26 protein-coding genes and 1 riboswitch are annotated in these 25347 nt (G+C 37.5%); of the genes, 3 read left to right on the top strand and 23 right to left on the bottom strand.

Annotation, left to right across the window (positions count from 1 at the left end):
* Position 1: 1 nt before the first annotated feature.
* From sufU to FG382_RS17125, 17 genes are all read right to left on the bottom strand, one after another.
* Complete coding sequence (sufU, locus tag FG382_RS17195; RefSeq protein WP_142540116.1) at positions 2 to 436, bottom strand: Fe-S cluster assembly sulfur transfer protein SufU; 435 nt, start codon at positions 434 to 436, stop codon at positions 2 to 4.
* On the bottom strand, positions 426 to 1655 hold the full coding sequence (locus FG382_RS17190; RefSeq protein WP_142540115.1) for a cysteine desulfurase: 1230 nt from the start codon (positions 1653 to 1655) through the stop codon (positions 426 to 428). The genes sufU and FG382_RS17190 overlap by 11 nt, the downstream gene beginning before the upstream one ends.
* Positions 1655 to 2962 (bottom strand): Fe-S cluster assembly protein SufD, encoded by a 1308-nt coding sequence (sufD, locus tag FG382_RS17185; protein WP_142540114.1) that lies wholly within the window; start codon positions 2960 to 2962, stop codon positions 1655 to 1657. The genes FG382_RS17190 and sufD overlap by 1 nt, the downstream gene beginning before the upstream one ends.
* Before the next feature lie 18 nt (positions 2963 to 2980).
* Complete coding sequence (sufC, locus tag FG382_RS17180; RefSeq protein WP_142540113.1) at positions 2981 to 3760, bottom strand: Fe-S cluster assembly ATPase SufC; 780 nt, start codon at positions 3758 to 3760, stop codon at positions 2981 to 2983.
* 287 nt (positions 3761 to 4047) lie between these two features.
* On the bottom strand, positions 4048 to 4203 hold the full coding sequence (locus FG382_RS23035; RefSeq protein WP_211356420.1) for a YuzK family famiily protein: 156 nt from the start codon (positions 4201 to 4203) through the stop codon (positions 4048 to 4050).
* Positions 4204 to 4730: 527 nt separating this feature from the next.
* Positions 4731 to 5135 (bottom strand): nuclease-related domain-containing protein, encoded by a 405-nt coding sequence (locus FG382_RS17175; protein ID WP_142540112.1) that lies wholly within the window; start codon positions 5133 to 5135, stop codon positions 4731 to 4733.
* 12 nt (positions 5136 to 5147) lie between these two features.
* A complete protein-coding gene (locus FG382_RS22760; RefSeq protein WP_170206569.1) occupies positions 5148 to 5300 on the bottom strand; it encodes a hypothetical protein in 153 nt (50 codons plus the stop codon).
* Positions 5301 to 5626: 326 nt separating this feature from the next.
* A complete protein-coding gene (locus FG382_RS17170) occupies positions 5627 to 6436 on the bottom strand; it encodes a MetQ/NlpA family ABC transporter substrate-binding protein (RefSeq protein WP_142540111.1) in 810 nt (269 codons plus the stop codon).
* A gap of 60 nt (positions 6437 to 6496) precedes the next feature.
* Complete coding sequence (locus FG382_RS17165; protein WP_142540110.1) at positions 6497 to 7165, bottom strand: methionine ABC transporter permease; 669 nt, start codon at positions 7163 to 7165, stop codon at positions 6497 to 6499.
* On the bottom strand, positions 7158 to 8183 hold the full coding sequence (locus FG382_RS17160; protein WP_142540109.1) for a methionine ABC transporter ATP-binding protein: 1026 nt from the start codon (positions 8181 to 8183) through the stop codon (positions 7158 to 7160). The genes FG382_RS17165 and FG382_RS17160 overlap by 8 nt, the downstream gene beginning before the upstream one ends.
* A gap of 208 nt (positions 8184 to 8391) precedes the next feature.
* Positions 8392 to 8496: riboswitch (SAM riboswitch) on the bottom strand.
* A 41-nt stretch (positions 8497 to 8537) separates the two neighbouring features.
* Complete coding sequence (locus FG382_RS17155) at positions 8538 to 8858, bottom strand: thioredoxin family protein (protein ID WP_142540108.1); 321 nt, start codon at positions 8856 to 8858, stop codon at positions 8538 to 8540.
* Positions 8859 to 8869: 11 nt separating this feature from the next.
* Positions 8870 to 9220, bottom strand: a complete 351-nt coding sequence (locus tag FG382_RS17150) for a toprim domain-containing protein (protein ID WP_093269848.1) — start codon at positions 9218 to 9220, stop codon at positions 8870 to 8872.
* Between the two features lie 76 nt (positions 9221 to 9296).
* The gene (gcvH, locus tag FG382_RS17145; protein ID WP_142540107.1) at positions 9297 to 9677 is read right to left on the bottom strand and encodes a glycine cleavage system protein GcvH; all 381 of its coding nucleotides are present in this window, start codon (positions 9675 to 9677) and stop codon (positions 9297 to 9299) included.
* A gap of 75 nt (positions 9678 to 9752) precedes the next feature.
* Positions 9753 to 10115 (bottom strand): arsenate reductase family protein, encoded by a 363-nt coding sequence (locus FG382_RS17140; RefSeq protein WP_142540106.1) that lies wholly within the window; start codon positions 10113 to 10115, stop codon positions 9753 to 9755.
* 82 nt (positions 10116 to 10197) lie between these two features.
* Positions 10198 to 11979 (bottom strand): acyl-CoA dehydrogenase family protein, encoded by a 1782-nt coding sequence (locus FG382_RS17135; RefSeq protein ID WP_142540105.1) that lies wholly within the window; start codon positions 11977 to 11979, stop codon positions 10198 to 10200.
* 26 nt (positions 11980 to 12005) lie between these two features.
* On the bottom strand, positions 12006 to 13181 hold the full coding sequence (locus FG382_RS17130; RefSeq protein ID WP_142540104.1) for an acetyl-CoA C-acetyltransferase: 1176 nt from the start codon (positions 13179 to 13181) through the stop codon (positions 12006 to 12008).
* A gap of 30 nt (positions 13182 to 13211) precedes the next feature.
* Entirely contained in the window at positions 13212 to 15596 is a 2385-nt protein-coding gene (locus FG382_RS17125; RefSeq protein WP_142540103.1) for a 3-hydroxyacyl-CoA dehydrogenase/enoyl-CoA hydratase family protein, read from the bottom strand.
* Between the two features lie 311 nt (positions 15597 to 15907).
* Here FG382_RS17125 and FG382_RS17120 point away from each other — a divergent pair, with 311 nt between their 5' ends.
* Entirely contained in the window at positions 15908 to 16225 is a 318-nt protein-coding gene (locus FG382_RS17120) for a thioredoxin family protein (RefSeq protein WP_142540102.1), read from the top strand.
* 169 nt (positions 16226 to 16394) lie between these two features.
* Here the strand turns inward: FG382_RS17120 and FG382_RS17115 are convergent, their stop codons facing one another.
* Positions 16395 to 17384: a 2-hydroxyacid dehydrogenase gene (locus FG382_RS17115; protein WP_142540101.1), complete on the bottom strand. Its 990-nt coding sequence runs from the start codon at positions 17382 to 17384 to the stop codon at positions 16395 to 16397.
* A 254-nt stretch (positions 17385 to 17638) separates the two neighbouring features.
* On the opposite strand from FG382_RS17115, the gene FG382_RS17110 reads away from it, so the two are divergent.
* Entirely contained in the window at positions 17639 to 18169 is a 531-nt protein-coding gene (locus FG382_RS17110) for a C39 family peptidase (protein ID WP_142540100.1), read from the top strand.
* Between the two features lie 76 nt (positions 18170 to 18245).
* Here the strand turns inward: FG382_RS17110 and FG382_RS17105 are convergent, their stop codons facing one another.
* From FG382_RS17105 to FG382_RS17095, 3 genes are all read right to left on the bottom strand, one after another.
* Positions 18246 to 19121, bottom strand: a complete 876-nt coding sequence (locus tag FG382_RS17105) for a GNAT family N-acetyltransferase (protein WP_142540099.1) — start codon at positions 19119 to 19121, stop codon at positions 18246 to 18248.
* A 23-nt stretch (positions 19122 to 19144) separates the two neighbouring features.
* A complete protein-coding gene (locus FG382_RS17100; protein WP_170206568.1) occupies positions 19145 to 20401 on the bottom strand; it encodes a GNAT family N-acetyltransferase in 1257 nt (418 codons plus the stop codon).
* Positions 20402 to 21347: 946 nt separating this feature from the next.
* Positions 21348 to 22223, bottom strand: coding sequence for a 5'-3' exonuclease (locus FG382_RS17095; RefSeq protein ID WP_142540097.1), 876 nt, complete (start codon positions 22221 to 22223; stop codon positions 21348 to 21350).
* A 105-nt stretch (positions 22224 to 22328) separates the two neighbouring features.
* Here FG382_RS17095 and FG382_RS17090 point away from each other — a divergent pair, with 105 nt between their 5' ends.
* Positions 22329 to 23543: an NAD(P)/FAD-dependent oxidoreductase gene (locus FG382_RS17090; RefSeq protein WP_142540096.1), complete on the top strand. Its 1215-nt coding sequence runs from the start codon at positions 22329 to 22331 to the stop codon at positions 23541 to 23543.
* Between the two features lie 43 nt (positions 23544 to 23586).
* Here FG382_RS17090 and FG382_RS17085 read toward each other — a convergent pair whose 3' ends face one another.
* Both FG382_RS17085 and FG382_RS17080 read right to left on the bottom strand, forming a co-directional pair.
* Positions 23587 to 24165: a GNAT family N-acetyltransferase gene (locus FG382_RS17085; protein ID WP_142540095.1), complete on the bottom strand. Its 579-nt coding sequence runs from the start codon at positions 24163 to 24165 to the stop codon at positions 23587 to 23589.
* Positions 24137 to 25081, bottom strand: a complete 945-nt coding sequence (locus FG382_RS17080; RefSeq protein WP_170206567.1) for an NAD-dependent epimerase/dehydratase family protein — start codon at positions 25079 to 25081, stop codon at positions 24137 to 24139. The genes FG382_RS17085 and FG382_RS17080 overlap by 29 nt, the downstream gene beginning before the upstream one ends.
* Positions 25082 to 25347 lie beyond the last annotated feature (266 nt).

Genomic DNA, 25347 nt, shown 5'->3' with positions numbered 1-25347 from the left:
TTTATTGTTGTTCTTCTGAAACGCCTTTTTCCATTGCCTTCCATGCAAGCGTTGCACACTTAATACGCGCTGGAAACTTGGCAACCCCGTTTAATGCTTCTATATCTCCGAGGTCAATGGAATCGTCGTATTCTTTCCCAAGCATCATATCAGAAAAGATATGCGATAATTGAAGTGCTTCCTCAATTTTCTTTCCTTTTATCGCTTGTGTCATCATTGATGCAGATGACATGGAAATAGAACAACCTTCCCCGTCAAACTTGGCATTTTGAACGACACCATCTTCCACTTGAAGTGTTAGATGAATACGGTCACCACAAGTCGGGTTATTCATATCAATTGTCAAAGCGCCATCCTCAATACTTCCTTTATTGCGAGGATTTTTATAATGGTCCATTATTACTTGTCGATATAGTTGATCTAAATTAGAAGACATCGCTAAAATACTCCTTTGCAGTGCGCAGTCCTTCTACAAGTCTGTCAATATCTTCCTCAGTATTATAAAGATAAAAACTAGCTCTTGCAGTTGCCGTACATTGTAACCATTTCATCAAAGGCTGTGCACAATGATGACCAGCACGAACAGCAATACCACTCATGTCGAGCACAGTTGCAACATCATGTGGATGCACATCATCCAAGTTAAATGTTACAATTCCTGCTCGTTTAGATGGATCTACAGGTCCATATATTGATAGACCATTTACCGTAGACATTTTCTCCATCGCAAGCGCAGCAAGTTCATGCTCGTGTTTTTCAATTTCATCTAATCCAATCTCTTCAAGGAAATCAATTGCAGCCGCAAGACCAATCGCACCCGCAATGATTGGTGTGCCTCCTTCAAATTTCCAAGGAAGCTCTTTCCATGTAGATTCATACAAACCTACAAAGTCAATCATTTCTCCACCGAATTCAATTGGTTCCATTTCTTCTAGCAATGCTTGTTTTCCATAAAGAACACCGATTCCTGTAGGACCACACATTTTATGACCAGAAAAAGCAAGGAAATCACAATCTAAGTTTTGAACATCTATTTTCAAGTGAGGTGCAGCTTGTGCTCCATCTACTACCATAATAGCTCCGTGTTCATGTGCAATTTGTGTGATTTCTTTAATTGGGTTCATTGTACCAAGTACGTTTGAAACGTATACGATAGAAACGATTTTTGTCTTATCTGTTATAGTTTCACGAACTTTTTCTAAAGACAGTGTCCCGTCTGCTTCTAAGTCGATATATTTCAGTGTAGCACCAGTTTCTTTCGCAAGTTGTTGCCAAGGAATGATATTGGAATGGTGCTCCATATGCGTAATAACAATTTCATCGCCTTCTTTTACATTTGCTCGGCCGTAGCTTTGTGCAACTGTATTAAGAGAAGTCGTTGTACCACGAGTGAAAATAATTTCTTTTGTGGATTTAGCATTTATGAACTTTCGAACTTTCTCACGTGCTCCTTCATAGCTTTCCGTCGCACGATTTCCTAGTGTATGAACACCACGATGAACATTCGAGTTTTCAAATTCATAATACTTTTTAATTGCTTCAATTACTTGTACTGGCTTTTGAGAAGTAGCACCACTGTCCAAATAGACAAGTGGGTGCCCGTTAATCTCTTGGTTTAAGATGGGAAAATAGCTTCGAATCTCTTTACTGAGCATTAGCGAACTTTCCTTTCAATAACCTCCGTCAGCTGTTTCTTTACACCTTCGATTGGTAATTCGTTCACTACTGGAGCAAGGAATCCATGAATAACTAGACGCTCTGCTTCGTGTTTTGAAATACCACGGCTCATTAGATAGTACAACTGAAGTGGATCTACTCGGCCAACAGAAGCTGCGTGACCTGCTGTTACATCATCTTCATCGATTAATAGAATTGGGTTTGCATCCCCACGAGCTTTTTCACTTAACATTAGGACACGAGACTCTTGTTCTGCATTCGATTTCGTTGCACCGAATTCAATTTTCCCGATACCATTGAAAATAGAAGAAGCTTCATCTTTCATCACACCGTGTTTTAAGATTTGCCCCTCTGTATGTTTACCCCAGTGAATAACTTTTGTTGTAAAGTTTTGCTTTTGTTTCCCGCGACCTACAACAACCATTTTCACATGTCCTTCAGAGTTATCACCTACAAGATGCGTTACATTCTCAGAAATTGTATCACTGTCGTTCATCATGCCAAGTGCCCATTCAAGCACTGCATCACGACTAGTTACTCCTCGGCGGTTAACATAAGTTGTAAATCCTTCTGCTAATACATCTACAGTACCAAATGTTACTTTCGCGTTATCTTTTACAATTACTTCTGAAATGATATTCGCTTGGCCTGTTGTTTTTTCTACAGTAGATAAGTAATTTTCTACGTATGTTACAGCACTGTTTTCATCCGCAACAAGTAGGGTATGGTTGAAAAGAGATGCCGAATCATTATCGTGTAAATAGATAACTTGAACTGGCTCTTCGATTACAACATTTTTTGGTACGTATACAAATACTCCACCGTTTAAAAGTGCTGCATGAAGTGCAGTTAGTTTATGTTCATTTACTTTTACACCATCAGTCATAAAGTATTTTTGAACAAGATCACTATGCTCACGTAGGGCAGTGTAAATATCTGTAAAAATAACACCTTTTGCTTGTAAATCTGCTGATAAAGTTACAAAAGCAGGTGTATTATTACGCTGAATATAAATATTTTTTTGTTCTTCTGCATGCACAAGTGCTTTTACTTCTTCTGGAAGTTCCTCAAGAGAAGTGTAAGCATTGCTTTCTACAGTATGTGTAGGAAATTCAGTGAAATTCCAATTTGTAATTTTTGTTTTATCTGGTGTTGGCATTGGAAGTGTCTCCAGTTCACCTAATGCTTTCAGACGAAGTTCCGTCATCCAGCTTGGTTCTTGGTTACCTTCTGAAAAGGAGCGGATATCTTGCTCGGTTAATGCCAATTTTGTTTCAACCGTCATGCTTATTCGTCCCCTTTCTTATGCTTCTTGTCCAACTGTCTCGTCTTCAATTCCTAACTCTTCTTTAATCCAGTCATATCCTTGTGCTTCTAATTTTTGCGCTAGCTCAGGACCACCTGATTTTACTACGCGCCCTTGCATCATTACGTGCACATAATCCGGTGTGATGTAGTTAAGAAGACGTTGGTAGTGAGTGATGATAAGGCTTCCGAATCCTTCTCCACGCATTTCATTGATCCCTTTAGAAACAACTTTAAGCGCATCGATATCAAGACCAGAGTCAATTTCATCTAAAATAGCGAATTTTGGTTGTAACATCATTAATTGAAGAATTTCGTTACGTTTTTTCTCTCCGCCTGAGAATCCTTCATTTAAATAACGTTGAGCCATATCTACGTCCATTTCTAAAAATTCCATTTTACTATCTAATTCACGGATAAATTTCATTAAAGAAATTTCTTCGCCTTCTTCGCGGCGTGCATTAATAGCTGAACGTAAAAAGTCTGCGTTTGTTACTCCAGTAATTTCGCTTGGATATTGCATTGCTAAAAATAGACCCGCTTTTGCACGCTCGTCTACTTCCATTTCTAATACATCTTCTCCGTCCAATTCAACTGAACCAGAAGTTACTTCATATTTAGGATGACCCATAATAGCAGAAGCTAAAGTAGATTTACCAGTACCATTTGGTCCCATAATTGCGTGAATTTCATTTGTATTAATTGTTAAATTAACACCTTTAAGTATCTCTTTACCGTCGATCGCAACGTGTAAATTCTTAATCACTAAAGTTGACATTGAATACCCTCCATTAAGTAACTATGAATGCTTAACCATTCTAATTTATTATCATTCTAATCTTAACCCAAACTGAAGTCTCTGGCAAATCTTTTGAAACAGTTTCTTATTTAATATATAAAACATAGAAAAATCCTGATATTAATACCTTTTCCCTTAAACTCTATGGGAAATTGGAATAAGTTGATATTTTCAATACGACTCTCTAATTGAGAATTGATTTCACTATGAGGATAGTGTTAACAAAAAAAATCCACGAAGATCATGCCTTCATGGATTTCATCTTATTAGCCTCTAAATGCTTTCGCATCAATTCTCGCAACAACTTGTACACTTTTCTCATAATCTCGCTGTCTTCTTTTTTCCACTTTCATTCGTAAGGCTTGACTGCTCCGTAATTCGTCATATCCGAATCCGTGTACTCCTCTGAATGCGTGGTCCATCTGTTCCGTGTAAGGTAATCCCTCTGAATTGATAATGAATCATTCCTTTCGATATTTTACACCTACACTATTGTACATACCCAAGAATATTGATATTAAACATTTTTTTGAAATTAAAGTGAAATTGTTAGAAAGAACGACTGTCTATAACTATTCTATTAACTTATATACCGTAGATTTATAACTTCCAGTTTTCGTTAAATTGGAGTTAGCTAAGATTCTTTTTGCTTCGTGTCTATTGCTTAAATGTAAAAATTCTCTACATTCTTTGTTCGTTATAGTATTTTTGCACAATAGAAAGTAAGAGGTAACTGTGTTTTTATACGCTGAGTAATCATTTTTTCTACAGGACGGACAATACCATGTACGGTTTCTTTTTTGCATTCCGAGGTATCCACATCTTGTACATTCAACGCCACGAATAATATCTTCTGGTTGTATTGAAAAATGTTTGGAAAGAGGGAAATAAGTAAATGGAGTATCACTCAATAGAAGAACATCTTTAATTTTTTCCATATCTTGTTCAGTTACTGTGGATGGAAGTTTTGAAACTTTCGAAGGAATGGGCGAACTTCATTTCTATAAAGAATTTGCGCTTTATTTGTGAAGGTTTTAACGAAGCTTTTTCTTGAGGCAAATACAACTGCTCCGAAGATTTGTATGGGGATATTGTGATCAATAAAAAACTGTGAGAGTTGATATTTGTAATCGTTCAATTGGACAGCAGGACAAGGAATTTTATTTATGTCCCCTGTTTCTTTGCGTTGAATTAATTGTGATGGATTCTCTGTTAATTCTAATATACCGATCATATTTTTCACTTCCAAAATAATAGCACCGAAAGGAGTGATTAAAAGAAAGTCCAACTCAAAGGCTTTCTCTGCATGTAGTAATAACTTATGAAAAGCGTAAAATTTAAAAGGTAAATGCATATTCTCTAATTCTCAAAACACTATCTCTTCCCCAATATCCCCAGCTCTGGTAGTACCGATATGATTTGTTACTGTTAGATACTTAGGGTGATCTAAAGAAAGCCTCTTTAAAAGCATTTCCATCGCTTCCAAATGAATAGATTTTGAATACGCTTTAATAAACAATTTTTATCACCTCAGAATTAGGATAGTATGGAAGTTGATAAATCTAATAAGTTTGAATTAATCTTTAGGAGCGGAGACTCCGCCTTCGCGAGCGCTTGGGGTTCCTCTACGAGCGATGCACTTTCTTAAGAGCGGGTAGCTTTCGTTTACGAGCGAATGGGGTTCCTTTACGAGCGATTCACTTTCTTACGAGCGGATAACTTTCTTTTATGAGCGCATAACATTCCTTTCCGAGCGCATGGAGACCCTTTAGGAGCGATCCGATTTCATTATCTCGCATATAAAAAAGCAGGCACTTCATATGTGTGCCTGCTTGACTATATTATTTATTCGTTTACTGGAACGATTGTACCGCCCCACTCTTTTTGGATGAAGTCTTGGATTTCTTTTGAGTGTAATGCATCTACTAATGCTTTGATATTTTTATCGTTTTCTTTACCAGCTTTTGTTGCAATGATATTTACGTATGGTGAATCTGAGTTTTCAATTGCGATAGAGTCTTCAATCGGATTTAATCCTGCGTCGATTGCATAGTTTGAGTTAATAAGTAGCGCATCGCCTTCGTCATTTTCATATAATTGAACCATTAATGCTGGTTCATAGTTTGGATCAAATTGAAGATTTTTCGGATTTTCTACAATGTCAGAGATTTCAGCAGTTGTTTTTTCAACACCTTCTGCTAACTTGATTAATCCTTCACTTTCAAGCATAGATAAAACACGACCGTGGTCTGTAACTGAGTTACTCATTAAGATTGTAGCGCCTTCTGGAAGCTCTTCAACAGAATTATATTTCTTAGAATACAATCCGATTGGCTCGATATGAATTCCACCCGCATTTACGAAATCATATCCAAATTGTTTAATCTGATCTTCTAAGTATGGAATATGTTGAAAATAGTTTGCATCTAGTTCATCAGATTCTAAATCTTTATTTGGTAAAACGTAGTCTTGATATGATTCTATTACCAATTCAATTCCCTGTTCTTCTAAAATTGGTTTTACTTCTTCTAAAATTACAGCGTGTGGTGTGTTGGAAGCACCAACTACCAATTTATTGCTTTCTTCTTCTCCTCCACAAGCTGCTAGTGCAAGCGCACTTACGGATAATAAAGCTCCAGCTAAAAACTTCTTCATCTGTATTCTCTCCTTCTATTGTCCCCATTTTTATATGTGATCGGGTAGACCCGTAAACACCTAACGTTTGTCAATCTTCATCGTCACCATGTCTCCAATCCATTGAATAATAAACACAAGGATCAGTATTAAAATCGTTGCCATTAAAGTGACATCCGTTCTATTTCGTTGGAAGCCATCAAGAAACGCGAGTGTTCCTAAACCGCCGGCACCAATTATTCCCGCCATCGCCGTATAGCCAACAAGCGAAATACAAGTAACTGTAATTCCTGAAACTAGCGCAGGCAATGATTCAGGAAGAAGAACCTTCAATATAATAGTAGACGTTTTTGCTCCCATTGATCTTGCCGCTTCTAAAACACCCTTATCAATTTCTCGTAAGCCGATTAACACCATACGTGCATAAAATGGTGCCGCTCCAATTACAAGAGCTGGGAAAGCTGCGTTCGGACCACGAATTGTATCAAGTAGTAATTTCGTAAAAGGAATAAGCAAAATGATTAAAATAATAAAAGGGATAGATCTGAAAATATTAACAAAAGCCCCTGTTAACCAATTCGCTAATTTATTTGCCCATGCTTGATGTGGACTTGTTAAAAATAATAATAGCCCAAGTGCTAAACCAAAAATTGCAGTTAGAATTGTGGAAATTGCTGTCATATATAGTGTTTCGAATGCAGCTTCCCACATTTTAGGCCAATCAACATTCGGAAAAAGCGTATTAATCATTGTTGATCACCTCTGTACTTACTTTCTGTTCATGTATAAATCGTATTGCTTCATCGACCGCTAATGCATCGCCATCTATTTGAAGAATTAATGTTCCAAATGCACCACTTTTTGTATGCGAGATATTTCCTTGCACGATATTTACTTCTAGCTCGAATTGTTTGATCAGCCTAGAAAGTATTGGTTGCTCTGTTTGTTCTCCAACAAAAGTGAGTTTGATTAGCTTGCCATTTGGATAAATATCCAATAAATTTTGTATCGTTTGCATTGTTTGCGTCGGTTCAGAAACTTGTGAAACAAATCGTTTTGTAATAGGTTGTTGTGGATTTTGGAAGACTTCTAGCACGTCCCCTTCTTCTACAACTCGTCCACCTTCCATTACTGCCACTCGATTACAAATCTTTTGAATGACTTGCATTTCGTGGGTGATTAATACAATGGTTAAACCAAGTTTCTCGTTGATACTAACTAATAAATCTAAAATAGCGTCCGTTGTTTCTGGGTCCAGTGCGGATGTCGCCTCATCACAGAGTAGAACTTCTGGACGATTTGCCAATGCACGAGCAATTCCTACACGCTGTTTCTGCCCGCCTGATAGTTGTGAAGGATAATAATTTCCTCTTCCTTCTAATCCCACAAGTTCAATCAACTCATTGACACGTGCCAATCGTTGCTCCTTTGGAACTCCCGCAATTTCAAGAGGGAATGCAATGTTTTCTGCAACCGTACGGGACCATAACAAATTAAAATGTTGGAAAATCATACTTACTTTATGACGAACTTGACGAAGCTTTTCCTCGTTTATAGAAGTAATTTCTTTTCCATTTACAATAATTTGTCCAGCAGTTGGTTTCTCTAATCCATTGAGCAAACGGATCATTGTACTTTTTCCAGCACCACTATAACCAATAATGCCAAAAATTTCGCCTTGCTTTATGTCAAGATTTACATCATCAACAGCAATTATCGTACCTAGTTTCGTTTTAAACTTCTTCGAAACATCTTTTAAACTTATCATGTAAATCTCACACCTTCCTAAATCAATTACGCCTCGGCGTAATTGCGCCCAGATTTTGAATTGAGCTAGCTCAATTCAAAATCTGTGGCATCCGCCGGAGGCTATTATTTTATTGTGCAGGTTTGAATCTTGCACAATAAAGTAAAAAATCCCTTCTGCAAAAGAGCAGAAGGGAAGTAAGTTATCCATCGAAAAGAACTTATCCATTCTCTCATTTCCCAAAGCGTTTGCTTTGTGTGATTTGGCACCATTTCATTTTCATGACGGTTGCCGGGCTTCGTAGGGCACTTCCCTCCACCACTCTTAATAAGAGTAATATTATTTAATTGGTAAAGCTCAGTAAGAAGAATACTATCACATCACTGCTTGATCGTCAATCTTTTTTATTGTTTCTAGCAGAAAAGGAACGGATTGAAATGCGTATATTTTTTTATATACGTGTCCCTTTTTGGCGATCAGTAAGCATGGGACGCTTTCTATTTCATATTCCATTGCTAAGTTTTCTAGATAATTTATATTTGCTTGGCCCACTGGATTTAGCAACATTTCTTCAATCACTTGCATCATTTTGCTTGCCACCATGCAAGTACCGCACATCGGTGTATAAAGATAGAATAATGAAAGCTCGTTGTCATTTTTATAATGCTCCCACTGTTCACGCGTCCATTCCTTCACAAAACATCATCCTAAAGTAAAAATTCTTTTTTCACTTTAATATTAACACGTTTCAATATAGAAGCCAAAACTTTGAAAGGGGTATTTGCGACTTCGCAATACATTGGATTTGTGTATAAATGGATTGCTTCTGGATATTCTTTTCGGACGATTGAGCGTATTTGCTCTCCTGATTTATCTGCATCTAAAAAAGCATAGATCGGCAAGTCATCATAGGGGCTTAAAATTTCTTCTAGCTTTACATTGGAGATTGTACCATTTGTACAAATAATTTCTGGGGATTCATCAAGAAGTCGCAAAAGCTGAAGCTTATCCGACCTTCCTTCGACGAGAATTACTTTTTCACTAAATACATTAGCCAATTAGCTTCTCTCCCTAATATTCATCGTTAACTCAGTATATGAAAAAAACGCCGACAATTAACCGGCGTTTTAATTATTATTCTGCAATTAATTCATCATATTGGTCAGCAGTTAATAAACCATCGATTTCGGAAGCATTTGATGGCTCAACTACGATCATCCATGCATTTTCATACGGAGATTCGTTTACAAATTCAGGGCTATCTTCTAGCTCACTGTTCACTTCTACCACTTTTCCGCTAATTGGAGCATAAAGTTCTGAAACAGTTTTTACTGATTCCACACTACCGAATGGGTCTCCTGCTTTAATCTCGTCTCCCACTTGTGGAAGCTCGACAAACACGATATCCCCAAGCTCAGATTGCGCAAAATGAGTAATACCGATACGTGCATTTCCACCTTCTGTTTTTACCCATTCATGTTCTTCTGAGAATTTCAAATCTTTTGGTGTGCTCATAAATTATACCCCTCTCAAATAAGTTATATATTCATCTATAATATTCACACATTTTTATAGTAAAAACAAGCTACTTTAGTTGTTTGACCAAATTTGTTCAAACTCTTCTTCTTTAAAACCAAGCGTCAAATGCTTACCATCAAAAACAAGTGGTCGTTTCACAAGCATCCCATCGGATACTAGCGTTTCGATTTGTTCTGCCTCGGTCATCTTCGGTAACTTTTCCTTTAATTGTAACTCTCTATATTTTGTACCACTGGTATTAAAAAGTTTCTTTAATTCGATATCCGTTTTTTCAATTATTTCTTTTACTAACTCTTTTGTAGGAGGTTCCTCTACAATATGATGATATGTAAAATCTATATCGTTGTCCTTCAACCACTTGCTCGCTTTATTACATGAACTACATTTAGGATAACCAAAAAATTGTATTGTCATTACTTCTCACCTTTTTTCTTTTTATCATATCAAAAAAAACGATGAACCGCACTTCGGTCCACCGTTTTTTATAAGGTGCTTATTAAACAACATATTTCTCAGCATCAATCAATTTAACAGATGCTTCTCGTTTTTTAGCGATAACATTATAAGGTGTGTTTCGTGTTAGTTTGCGAAGTGCAGAAAGCATCATGCGTAATGTATCGCCTTCTACAGATGCGATGAGCGTTTCTTTCGCATCCTTTTCAATTGCTTCAAATGCTTCTTGGCAGAAAATTTGTGTGTAAAGCAGTTTTTGATTCGCTTTTTCTACTCCATTACGGGTAATCGCTTTTTCTGTACGTAGAACTGCCGATTCCATTGCAAATAAGTTATTTGCGATATTGGCAATGTTCACAAGTACTTCTTGTTCTGCTTCTAGTTTAGTACCGAAGCGTTGTGCCGCAAGACCAGCTGCTAGCAAACCAATTTTCTTTGCATTTGCAACTAATACTTTTTCTTGCGCTAGTGGTGCATCACTTACCTCTTCAGGCATCATCATAAGTAGCTCTTCCTGTAAGCTTTGCGCTTTTTGAAGGAGTGGCAATTCGCCTTTCATTGCCTTTTTAAGGAAAGTACCTGGAACGATTAGTCGGTTAATTTCATTTGTTCCTTCGAAAATACGGTTAATACGAGAGTCACGGTAAATACGCTCTACTTCGTATTCCTGCATGAAGCCATATCCACCGTGTAGTTGCACAGCTTCATCCGCAATATAATCCAGTACTTCTGAACCTACTACTTTGTTAATAGAACATTCAATTGCATATTCTGCGATGGATGCTGCAATCGCTTTTCCATCTTTCTGTTCTTCTTCGCTCAACTGACTCATACGCTCTTCAAAATATCCAACAGTGCGGTAGATTAAGCTTTCTGTTGCGTATAATTTCGAAGCCATTGTCGCTAGTTTTTGTTTCGTCAAATTAAAAGAAGAAATAGGTGTTTTAAATTGTTGACGCCCATTAGAATAAGAAATTGCTAATTCTAACGCACGTTTAGAGCCTCCAACAGTTCCAACTCCTAGTTTGTAACGACCTATATTTAAAATATTGAACGCAATGACATGACCGCGGCCAATCTCACCTAGTAAATTTTCGACTGGTACTTGGGCATCTTGTAAAATAAGTGTGCGAGTAGAAGACGATTTAATCCCCATTTTCTTCTCTTCTGCTCCAACAGAAACACCTGGGAATTCACGCTCTACGATAAATGCAGAGAATTTGTCCCCATCCACTTTTGCGTATACAACAAATACATCTGCAAAACCTGCATTTGTAATCCATTGTTTCTCTCCGTTTAATACATAATGCGTGCCTTCTGCGTTTAACCTTGCAGTAGTTTTTGCTCCTAACGCATCAGAACCTGAACCTGGCTCTGTAAGTGCATATGCAGAAATTTTGTCTCCAGAAGCGGAGTTTGGTAAGTATTTTTGTTTTTGCTCTTCATTACCAAAAAGGACGATTGGTAATGTTCCGATTCCTACATGAGCACCGTGTGTAATCGAAAAACCACCTGCTACAGATAATTTCTCTGCAATTAATGCAGAAGAAATTTTATCTAATGCAATTCCGCCGTACTCTTCTGGAATATCTGCTGCTAGCAAGCCAAGATCACCAGCAGATTTAAGTAATTGAACCGAATGTTCGAACTCGTGATTTTCCAATTTTTCCACTACCGGTAATACTTCATTTGTGACAAAGTCTTCCGCTGTTTTCGCAATCATTTTTTGCTCATCTGTAAAATCCTCTGGTGTGAAAATACGATTTGCATCCACGTCTTCTACTAAAAAGCTTCCACCTTTAATCATATGTTTTACTTCCGTCATGTTAAATTCCCCCTTGAAAAGTTTGGTTATAGCAGTTCGAACACTCCGGCAGCTCCCATTCCCCCACCGATACACATTGTTACAACACCGAATTGTTTGCCTTGTCGTTTTAATTCACTCATCATTTTTAATGTCAGAATAGTACCTGTAGCTCCAAGCGGATGACCAAGGGCAATTGCCCCCCCATTTACATTTACTTTATCTAGATCAATTCCTAAATGACGTACAACTTGGATCGATTGAGAAGCGAACGCTTCATTAATCTCCCAAACGTCGATATCTTCTATAGACAAACCTGCAAGTTTTAGTGCCTTTGGAACTGCTACAATTGGGCCAATTCCCATTACGTCAGGTGCAACTCCCCCTACTGCAAACGAACGGAATTTAGCGATTGGTTTTAATCCTTGTGCTTCCGCCACTTCACGGTCCATCACTAAAACTGCCCCTGCACCGTCTGAGGTTTGTGAAGCGTTACCCGCTGTTACTGAACCACGGACATTAAATGCAGGACGCAACTTGGAAAGCGTTTCGATAGATGTTCCAACCCGAACTCCTTCATCCATTTCAAATAAAAACTTCTTCTCCTGCGCTTTATTGTTTTCGTCTACAAAATGCTTCACTACTTCTACTGGAACAACTTCATCATTAAACTTACCAGCAGCAATGGCAGCTGCAGCTAGTTCATGTGAACGTACTGCAAAGGCATCTTGGTCCTGCCTGCTCACACCATACTTATTTGCCACTTGCTCCGCCGTGTGACCCATTCCCATATAGTACTGCGGAGCTGTTTCTGCTAAGTGTGCATTTGGTCGAATCGTATTTCCCATCATTGGAACCATACTCATCGACTCTACTCCACCTGCAATAATTGCTTCCGAATGCCCTAGCATAATTCGTTCCGCTGCATATGCAATCGATTGCAAGCCTGATGAACAGAAGCGATTCACTGTAATCGCTGGTGTGGAATCAGGAAGACCCGCCAAAGCCCCTATATTTCGAGCAACGTTCATACCTTGCTCGGCTTCTGGCATCGCACAGCCTAATATTAAATCATCGATTGGTCCATCATAGTTTCCCGCTCTTTTTAATGTTTCTTTCACAACTAATGCTCCAAAATCATCTGGACGAACAGTTGCGAGAGAACCTTTTTTCGCTTTACCAACTGGTGTTCTTGCACCTGCTACGATAACTGCTTCACGCATGAGTTTTCCTCCTTTATCACCTACGCACAATTAGTTGCGTAATGGCTTACCTTTCACTAACATATGTTGCATTCTTGCTTGCGACTTCGGATCAGCTACCAAGCTCAAAAATGCTTCGCGTTCCAAGTTAAGTAAATATTGTTCATCCACTAAAGTACCGTATGGAACTTCGCCTCCAGCAATCACGTAAGCAAGCTTTTTCGCAATTTTCAAGTCATGCTCACTAATATAGCCGGATAAGAACATGCCTTCAGCTCCTAAAAGTAATGTTGCATATCCTGGAGATCCTGTTACAGGAACCTTCTCTCGTAGCGGAGCTTTATATCCTGCATTTGCAAGACTAAGTGCAGCTTGTTTTGCATCATACAATTGGTGGTCCGGATTCACACTAATACCATCCGCAAAGTTTAAGAAGTTATTTTCAAGCGCTTCTTCACCTGATGTGGACACCTTTGCCATTGCAATTGTTTCAAATACTTTATTGGCAACGTATTGATAGTCCACTTGAACACCTTTTGGAAGTCCTTTTAAATGCTTCATATATAACTCTTTGTTTCCGCCACCACCTGGTATTAGACCAACACCAGCCTCTACTAGCCCCATATAAGTTTCAGTCGTCGCTTGAATATGTGCTGCTGGTAAACAAGCTTCAGCACCCCCTCCAAGAGTCATGCCAAACGGTGCAACTACTACAGGTTTAGAGGAATATTTAATTTTCATCGTTGCATTTTGGAAGCTACGAATAACAAAATCCAATTCAAATAAATTATCGTCTTGGGCTTCCATCAAAATCATGCCAAGGTTTGCTCCAACACTGAAGTTTTTCCCTTGGTTTCCAATGACAAGTCCTTTAAAGTTTTTCTCCACTTCTTCAATCGCAAAGTTAATCATTTGTAAGATGTCGAGTCCAATTGCATTCGATTTAGAATGGAATTCTAGTAATGCAATTCCATCACCTAAATCTATTAAGCTAGCACCAGAATTGGATTTAATAACTCCATGTTTTTTCTTATAACGTTTCAGGTCAATTACTTTTTCATTGAAAGAAACGATTTTGTAATCATTTCCATCAAAGTAATAAAGATCGCCATTTTCTTCTTTATAAAAGGATTCGAACCCTTTATCTAAAAGCGACTGTACGAATACAGGAATGTCCTTTCCTTCTGCTTTCATCTTTTCAACCGACTCTTTTACACCAATTGCATCCCATATTTCAAACGGCCCTTGCTGCCAGCCGAATCCCCATTTCATCGCCTGATCAATGGATACGATATCGTCTGCAATTTCCCCGTGCAACTCAGCAGAATAAACAAGTGTCGGACTTAAAATGCTCCAAAGTAATTCTCCAGTGCGGTCTTTTGCATACGTTAACGTTTTCACTTTAGCCGCTAATCCTTTTTGCTGTTTTGCCATTTCCATCGATGGCGTTTTTAGCTTTTTAACAGGTTCGTATTCCAGCGTTTCCGGATTTAATTCTTTAATTTCTTTTCCTTCTTTTAAGAAGAAACCTTGCCCTGTTTTGGCACCAAGCCATTTATTTTCAAGCATTTTATGCATAAATGCCGGTACTTCAAACACTTTCTGCTCTTCACCAGTCGTTTGGTCATATACGTTTTTCGCAACATGTGCAAACGTGTCTAACCCGACAACGTCTAATGTACGGAACGTCGCAGATTTTGGGCGTCCGATTAGTGGTCCAGTAACCGAATCCACTTCTCCAACAGAATATCCGCGTGCCTGCATTTCGCGCAGGGTCACAAGTAATCCGTATGTGCCGATTCGATTGGCAATAAAGTTAGGCGTATCTTTTGCTAATACGACTCCTTTTCCTAAAACGTCTTCTCCAAATTGCTTCATATATTCCACAACTTTGATATCGGTTGTTTTCGCAGGTATCACTTCTAACAGCTTTAAATAACGTGGTGGATTGAAGAAATGTGTGCCAAGAAAATGTTTAGCAAAATCTTCAGATCTTCCTTCCACCATTGCATTAATACTAATTCCGGAAGTATTGGAACTAATGATTGTTCCCGGTTTACGTACTGCGTCTATTTTTTCATACAATCTTTTTTTCACATCTAAATTTTCCACAACTACTTCAATAATCCAGTCGACCTCTTTTAACTTCTCTAGATCATCTTCAAAGTTTCCTGTAGTAATAAGTTGTACGTTTTTTGTAGAAGTAAGAGGTGCTGGTTTTTGCTTCAGCAATTTTTGCAAAGCAGTTTGGGCAAATTTATTGCGAACTACTGGATGCTCTAAAGTTAACCCTTTTGCTTCCTCCTCTTTACTTACTTCTTTTGGCACGATATCTAATAATAATGTTGGAATACCAATATTCGCTAAGTGAGCTGCAATTCCAGAACCCATTACCCCCGAGCCAAGAACTGCTGCTTTTTTAATTTGAAATGTCACGTCCAAAAGCCTCCCTTTTTCTTGAATGAATGCTCATTCATTTTGTTGATAAAAAAAATAGAACACTCTCTATGTCTATTAGTTTAGAACAATTTTTAAATTTTCGCAATAATAAAATGAATTATTTTAAGCAATTTTCTTTCTAGTCTTTCTGAAACAGTGTAAACTAATTTAGAAAAGTGAAAGGCGCCTGCTGAGCCACGCCTATGTTCTGCTGCTTGGGGTTTGACAAGAGTAGAAAATCGGCAATTGATCCGAAGGGCCGTCGCCTGGAACCTATATAAGAAAACAGATCATAGGAGGTTTTTAATATGAACAAAATTACAACTGTAGAACAATTCAACGAAATCATTTCTGGTGACAACGAAGTACTAGTAAAATTCGAAGCTGGCTGGTGTCCCGATTGCCGACGCATGGAAATGTTCATCGATCCAATCATTGAAAAGTATAACCAATATACTTGGTATGAAGTAAACCGTGACGAATTACCGGAAATCGCTGAAAAATACGAAGTAATGGGAATTCCAAGCCTTCTTATTTATCAAAACGGCGAGAAAAAAGCACATTTACACAGTGCAAACGCAAAATCACCAGAACAAGTAACAGAATTTCTAGATGCTCAGAATTAATTAATATTGAGAAGATATCTGCCTAGTGGGATACTTTTTTCTCTGCGACGAGCTTTGCGTAAGAGCAAGTAACAGAATTTTTAGATGCTCAAAACAAATAATCCTAAATGCATAAGCCCTTTGAAACCGTTAGTTTAAGTTTCAAAGGGCTTTAATATTTTATTTCACACTATTCATTTGTTATAGCATCACGCGAGGTTAATATGTTCAAAGCATTTGTAGGATTTTCCCCTCTAAGTACCTGTAAGACAGAATCGGCAGCGAGCATCCCCATCTTAAATCTCGTCTCTACCGTCGCAGACCCAATATGTGGTGTAGTGACGACATTCGGAAGTTTCAAAAGCGGATGATCGACATGGATAGGTTCTTGTTTATATACATCTAATGCAGCTCCTGAAATGACTTTATTCCTCAATGCTTCAACTAAAGCATCTTCATCAACGACAGCTCCCCTGGATCCGTTTACAAAAATAGCATTTTTCTTCATCTGCTTAAATTCAGCAGCCCCATACATATTTTTCGTTTCCTCGCTTAGTGGAACCATATTACAAACAAAGTCCGAACGTTCTAGCAAATCCTGAAAACTGCAATATTGTGCAGCGTAAGTCGACTCGATTTCTTCATCACGACTTCTATTGTGATATAGAATTTCCATACCAAAGCCAAATTTTGCACGCGTAGCAATCGCCTTTCCTACTCCCCCCATCCCTACAATGCCTATTACTTTTCCATGCACATCAGTTCCGAATAACTCTTCACCAATCATTGAGTCCCAATTTCCTTGTTTCACATATGCATCCAACTCTGGTATCCTTCTAGCAGCAGAAAGAAGTACACCGAATACAGCATCTGCTACAGTTTCATTCAAAATGCTTGGTGTATTTGTTGCTATTATATTTCGTTTTGTTAAAAGATCTAAATCCAAATTATCATATCCAACCGAAATATTACTAACTACTTTTAGTTTTGGACTATTATTCAAAATCTCCTCATCTATTTTGAGAGCAGAACCAAGCAATGCTTCTGCATCCTTTAAATGAGAGAAAAACTCGGGATAGGTTGAAACATCTAACTCTTCGAAATAAATAACTTCACATGTTGTGCGTAAATAATCTAAAACACGTTGGTCCACTTTTCTATAAACTATTACATTTTGCATGTTTGGATTCCTCCTAATTCACTTGCTCTCTACCTATTAATATCTCTAATTGTATGGCAAATAAATAACTCAATCAATAAATATATAAAAGATTCAAAAATTTCTATTATTAATTCGTATAGTTTATGAAAAAGTGCAAATTAGATGAAATATATATAAAATAATAAAGAGTTCTTCCTATTAATAATAAAAAAGCTCTAAGCATGGAAGTGATGGCTTACTAGACAATAATGCAGAATAAATGGAGGGTCCATATGAAAATCCAATTACAACTACAAGGCTTATCTCAATACGATTCATCGATTAGAACAGACTATCAAGCCTCTGCATGCGGTCCAGTGACAGCATTTCTATTATTAAATTTTTTAGAAGAAAATACTTTTTCTGACACCCCTAATACACTATACGAAAAATTAGGTGGTACGCGCATTGGATTATTTACTCATCGATTTGTCCGTAATCTTCGCAAAATACTCGGTCCAAATTGGCAAATTGATAAATGTTCTCTTCATACAGCATTAGATGAGCTTAAAAATGGTAGACCAGTAGCTCTTAAATTCGATAAATATTTTTCCTTTCAATGGAGAAAAAAGGCGACGTTTACTTATCACTGGGTACCCCTTATCGGATATGAAATTGAACAAGACGAGCTTTTTTTACTCATCCATGATAATGGTGGACGAAATCGAGAAAGTAAAATTCGCAAAGTATCCTATGCTCAAAATGCATCTATTTTAACTTTTATACAAATCACTCCAAAATTCAATAATAGGCCTAATGGCTGAACTAGTAACAATAACATAGGATTAATATGAAAAAGACTGTTCTACACTAGGAACAGTCTTCGTTGTTTTTCTTTTACTATAATTCCTTCACCATAAATACTTGGGAAATATCTGTATTTCTAATCCCTTTGCTTTGTAAAAAAGGAAGGGCTTTTTTCGTATGATCGAATAAATTATACGTCGTCCTTTTAAGCGAATGTTGAAAGCACAAACCTTCTTGGAGAACCGCTTGGAGTGCTCGCTCGCCTTCCTCCTTTTCTGTAACAATAGCTGCTTGAAACAAAGTGACTCCTTCTATTTCTCCCCCATATTGTTGCTTTGTTCTTACTAAACAAGCTGCAAGAACCTCATTCTCCTTTGTCGCAATTATTGCTTCACCACCTACTCTTGGAGTATTAGTTGGATCCACTTGCCAAGGAACAACGGAAGGAAAGATCCCTGTATTTATCACTTGAAAAGCAGGCAATCTTGTTTTTGAAAATTCATTTGCAACTTCTTCATCAAAAGAGAGTTCTCCATCTGCCTCTAAAAAATGTAAGGTGTCGATTACTTTGTAGCCAGCTTTTTCGTAAAGTTTAATAGCTGGCTGATTAATGGACAAAGCTTCTAATGTTGCAATATCTACATCTTGCTCTTTTAATAAATGAAGGGCTTTTTCTACCAATTCAATACCTAGTTTCTTCCCTCTGTATGCAGGAATGATACCTGTACCACCATTCCATGCGATTTTCTTACCATCTACTTCACGAATGCCCTGTAAAACGAATCCAATCGGATGATTCTCCTCAAACATAATAAGCGACAAAGCTGGTGATAGATTTTCATTGCCGAAACGGGCCACAAAAACATCCAATGACATTTTCATCGGAATAAAATACCCTTCAAAACCACTCGTAAAAAGTTCATGCGCTTCTTTAAAGGTTAAATGCTCCATTGTTTTAAAAGTAATCATTTCATACCCCTTTGTATATGTCTTTAAAACGATGTGAAACAAATAGGACTTTGTTTCGGTTTAAACCACTCATCAAGCTTCTTAATATCTATGTCTCTAATAGAGGCAGCCCCATAATTATGAAGCATCTCAATTGATATGCACCCCATCCACCAGGAACTCAAATCATGAATACCTATTTTAATCGTTGCTTCTTCATTGGTATTCGATATTTTTGTGGCATTCCAAAAATCACCATTGTAAATAACTTCATATAAGCCGTTTTGTTCCTTTAAGAAGGTGTCTTCAATTTCTATTAATAACCTTATATATTCATCCGGTCTACGAAGCTGCTGGAAATTCATTTCGTGTATGAAATCCACGACATTTGTTATTCTATACATCAAACCTGATCCAGCATGTGCCACTTCATGATAAACACTTGGTATAAGATGGTTTGAGCCGTTTAATGGATTCGAAAGCGTGTATAAAAAGGATGCATCATTTGTCCGAAAAATAATACGATCCACTTGATCTTGTTGTGAATATAACCAAGCAGCTATTTGTTTATAGCCATTTGGATCATTCCATATCCATTCGTGGACAATCATATGTTGATGCAAAAAGTGACTGTCTTTTAATGGTTCTAAAGTGAATGCTAATGCACCCAATAACTGTCCATTTTCTATCACTCCGACATAATTAGTTACCCCATTTTTAATTCGTTGTCGTTCAGTCCACGTTCTTTTAATCATCCCATGATTTTTTTGCGCATAGTCGTTATACAAGGCAACGATTGCTTCCTCATCCTTAGGAGACAGGAACTTGACCAATCCTTTTTCACCATCTGAAACAAGTGCATTCGGTTTAATTTTAAATTCATATTTCATTGGTCCATAACCGTAACCCATGTTGCGATAAAAACTTGGATTAAAGGGATAAAGTGATACCAGCGATACTTTTTCTTGACTAGCATATTGATGGAAATGAGAAAGAAGTTTAAATGCAACTTTTTCTTTTTTATGAAGCAGATGCACTGCTACCATTCCAATTCCAAAAATACGCTGGAATTTACCATTCACATTACATTCAAAATCATGCAGACGATATATACCTAGAAGCTCTTCTTCCTTGTTAAAATACCCAAAATACTGAATACCATTTTGTTCTTCTTGCTCTTTCGTTAAACGACCTATAAATTCCAATTTCTTTTCTGATGTTTGGATGTTCATGCCTGGATATGCAAAGGCAACAATGTCTGCTACAGCTTCCAAGTCTTTGTTTTGTAAAAGTCGAATCAAGTCATTCTCCCCCTCTCGAAAAGCTATGTACATCTTATAGATAAAGTAATTATATTTTATTTTCTATGTTTTGATAATAGTTTTACTATTTTTCTTTTGTCAGTAAAACTTAGTCATTCTATGATTAAATTCCCTACTTAAGAATTGATACGTTAGAAAAGTGCTAAAGCACCTGTCTCTAGCATTAGCACATAGGAAGGATAAATGGGTAACACACATAATAGGGAATCTGTGCGGTAAGAAATAGCCACCGAGCCTTCGCACTTGCCGCACCTTGCATGAGCCAACTCGTGCTTCGCCCGAGTGGGTCTCATGGCTTCGGCTTATCCGGCTTTGGCGTGCTACGGTCAACCGTGATCGCTTGTGTGTATCTAGATAAAATTGTCCGATAAACATCGCGATTACCTCTAACTTATACAATATTGCATAAAGACATCAGCGTCTCACAACAAGTGAACTCTGTTCTTTAAGGGATGATTTTTTTCGTCGATCAGTTGATTCTTTCAGTATAAAATTGATTGCTTACAATGAGTAATTGATTGCTCTAGTCCATTTATTGGGCAAATCTCACAATTGAAAACCGTATAATGTTTGGTTTTTAGTGAGGTGACACAAATAAGTAAGTAATTTTGTTTGATTGGAGCGAAAGGGCGGCGACTCCGGCGGGAACAGCGCGAGCTGAAAGCCCAGCAGGAGCGAGAGCTCCGAGGAGATTGAAGCCGTGCCCGCGGAAAGCGTCCGCCCTGCAGCGAAGATCCTGGTGGTCACCTAAATAGAGCTTGCTACCGCGCAGTTTCCCTATATCGCGTATAAAATCTTAGGCTATTTGAAAAAAGTTATCCATAAGTCTTAATCACATATAGTTTTCCTAACCAACAAAAAAAGAGTTCTTCCCAACGGATTAGGAAAAACTCTTTAACATAAAGATCACTCTAAAATTCAATCATTACTTTTGAAGCTGTCTTGCCAATATCGTATAGCCGTGTTCATACAGATAATCGAATTTCGAAGCAGGTATATCATTTACAGCTAAATGATTTAATTCTGCTTCGATTGGGACATCCCTTCTAATCGTTGCAAGTTCTTTTGATAATTTCAGCATTTCTAAATCTGTCTCAATTTTTGTTCGTTGCCCTGCTTTCAATAAATGAATGGAGTCAATTACTGCTTCCACACTTCCGTAAGTTTGCACTAATTGCAACGCCGTTTTCGGCCCAATTCCTTTTACGCCAGTATAGCCATCGCTAGCGTCCCCCATGAATGCTTTCACATCAGGGAATAGTAACGGAGAAATTCCATACTCCTCTAGAAAACGCGCTTCATTGTACACATCGTAAATCGTAAATCCTTTTTTCGTAAATGCGATTTCCGTTGACGGATGCAGTAGCTGTAATAAATCTTTGTCCCCACTAACGATTGTGAACCTCGCATCGTCTTGCCATTTATGGGTAATAGAAGCGATTGTATCATCTGCTTCCATTCCAACTACCCCAAAGTTCATCCAGCCTAAATGCTCCGATAAATCTTGTGCCATATCAAATTGGGGGATTAGTTCCTCTGCTGGTTTAGGACGGTTTGCTTTATACCCGTCATACAGTTCATTACGAAACGTATGCATTCCTTTATCCCAACAAACCGCCATATGCGTCGGCTGCATTAAATTTTGTGCAGCAAGTACATGGCGTGCAAATCCTTGTACAGCATTCGTTGGAATCCCTTTCTCATTTTTGAAGTAGTTTCCTGACATAGCTGTTGCAAAAAACGAGCGGAATAACAGGGCCATTCCATCTATTATTAGTACATGTGGTTTATCTTGATTCATTTCAAACATCCTTTAAAGTTAATATTATCTAGTATAACATGAATAGGCTTAAATCTTATTAGGAGGGGGTATATTAATAGAAATATATAATCGGGGGAATCACGCATGAACATACATAATGGCTCACTTTATTGGCCTACTACAACCGCTCCTTTTACTCCAAATACTCTATACGAAAAGCTTGATCTATATGATGCAGTAATTGTCGGCTCTGGCATGTCCGGTTCCTTAACTGCTCTGGCATTAGCAGAGGCTGGTTTATCCGTAGCAATATTAGATAAACGGGCACTTGGCACTGGTAGCACTAGTGCCAATACTGGTTTGCTGCAGTATTCAAATGATATTATGCTGCATGAATTGATCGAACAAATTGGAGAACGAGAGGCAGTCCGCTTTTATCAGCTTTGTTATGAAGCAGTAGATGACATTGAAAAAACAGTAAATCGACTACATATAGATGCCGATTTTATTCGGAGACCTAGTATTTGTTATGCGAGCGATGAAAAAGACGTGGAAAAAATAAGAACCGAATACGCTACTTTGCAAAAGTACGGACTTCCATGTGACTATTACGAGCAAAAGGATATAGAAGAAAAGTTTCCATTTTCTAGGTTAGGTGCTTTAGTTACGTTTAATGATGCAGAAGTAAATCCATTAAAATTCGTACAAGCGCTTCTAAAGAAAGTCGAATTGATGGGAGTTCATCTCTTTCCATATGTGGAGGTGCAAGATGTATTTAATGAAAACGAGCATCTGGAGCTACGTACTTCCGGACAATCATTTCATGCGAAACGAATCATTTATACAACAGGTTATGAAACTACACCTGTAGGGAATAGAATTGGTGCAGATATTAACCGATCCTATGTATTTGTAAGTAATCCAATAGAAAATTTATCTGACTGGTATAAACGAGCACTTATTTGGGAAACAAAACGACCATATCTTTATATCCGTTCAACCTCAGACGGCAGAATAATAGCAGGTGGGTTAGATGAAGACAAACCTAATGCTCCTCTTTCAGACGAATTAATCATGATACACGCTAAAAAATTATTAAAACAAACAGAAAACCTATTTCCGAATTATCGTATGAAAATTGACTATGCATACGCTGCAAGCTTCGGAGAATCCATTGATAATTTACCATTTATCGGCGAACATCCTACTAAAAGAAATCATTATTATTTGTTAGGTTATGGTGGCAATGGAACGGTATATAGTATGTTAGGATCTCATATTTTAAGAGATTTAATCATTGGCGAAAGAAATGAGGATGCTGAAATCGTCCAACTAAGTCGTAAATACGGCATAACTTAAAATAACGAAGGAAATACTGCCTCCTTCGTTGTTTTTAAAATTATCAAGTTTTCCTATTTACACTTCTCGCATTAACTGCTTCTTTACTCCATAAAAAGTTACGATATGTTTTTGCTCTTATCGTATTCGTAGAAAATATAGTTTTTCTTGTGTAATCATTCGATTCGGTTACAGCACGTGTATATTGTTCCTTCATATTTCTTGCCTGCAAATAGTTGGTTATCTTAGCAGGAGTACCACTACTCTCTACTAACCCATGCAAATGAAAAACAGCACTCTTTTTTTGATCTATAATCGCATCGAATACAAACATAATGACTCGATTCAAATCTCTTTTTAAAGCAATCAGGTCCATATAATATGCATCCTTATAAGCTAAAAATTGTACAATATAACCAAACAAGGCTTTTTTCAATTGAAATGGAAAAAATGCAATCATTCGATTATGTTCTTTTACTGCGTATATTTCTACTCCTTCATTTTCCCCAATTAGCTTCCACCAATTATAAACAAAGTCGTATTCAATAAATGGATTTCTATTTTTATTTTCCTCTAAAATAGCACACCAATCTTGTTCATATATACTTAAATGCTTATATGATTTTATCAGAACGAGCTCCAAACAATCCTCCCATCCGAGTTAATTCTGTTTCTCTGACAGTTTCTTCTAAACCTGAAGCTAAGCTATAGACCGGATTCCAATTAAAAGTCGACATTGCCTTTTCATTGGAAAGAACACTTCTATTAATCTCTTCTTCACGTAATGTTTCGTAGACAGGATTAGTTTGGATACCAGTAATCCTTGTTAACTCTTCAAATACTTGCTGAATCGATATTTCTGTGGAAGTACTAATATTAAAAACTCCAGTACTTTCTGATATCAATGCTTGTATGCAAGCTGCTGCTGCATCTTTTACATAGATGAAATCTCTCGTTTGGTGGCCATCATTAAATATGACCGGGCTCTCCCCGTCCAATAAACAATTGAGAAAGCTTATAATTACTCCGTTTGTTTGCGTAGGACCAAAGACATTTGAAAACCGCAAAATACAGCTGTTTAATCCAAAAAGTTTTTTATATAACTGAACATAATTCTCGGCAGAAAGTTTACATAAAGTTAGAAATGAACGAGGGGCAAGCTTCGAATCTTCTTTACTTGGTAAAATAGAAGAATTTCCGTAGACTGCTGCAGAAGATGCGAATATACATTTTTTCACTTTATACTCATTAGATAAGCGAAGAATATTAAGTGTACCAAGTAAGCTTGCATGTTCATCTTTCATTGGTTTTAACTTCGAGTCACACACGGCAATTTGATGGGCTAGATGAATGACGTAATCTGGTTGTTCATTGGTAAAGATATTTCCCACATCATTATTCGTTACATCCATTTCATAAAATTTTACACCTGTAGGTATCCTATCTCTCTTACCTGTCGATAGATTATCCACTGCAACGACAGTGAATTGCTGTTCTAGTAATACTTGTACGACATGTGAACCGATAAAACCAGCCGCTCCGGTTACTAATACTTTCAAAGTATATCCTCCAATACTGCTAAGTAATTTTATTTCGTTCGCTTTCTAAGCATGAATTGTTCTATTCTAATATTTCATTATGTATTAGTTCAATTTTCTCTACCCTACTGATCTAGTATATTCACACAAGTCACCAAAAATGAGCTGGAACCAGTCAAATGAAAAAATAAGCCGCTCTAACGTTTTTGCGTTAGAACGGCTTCAAAATATGATAAAGTGAAACTTCAATCAGTGGGGTTTTTAGACGCACAGGACGTCGCGCATTT

Source organism: Psychrobacillus lasiicapitis, assembly GCF_006861795.1.
Classification (GTDB): Bacteria; Bacillota; Bacilli; order Bacillales_A; family Planococcaceae; genus Psychrobacillus; species Psychrobacillus lasiicapitis.
The sequence above is the reverse complement of the archived record's forward strand: the minus strand, read 5'-3'. Positions and strand labels throughout refer to the sequence as shown.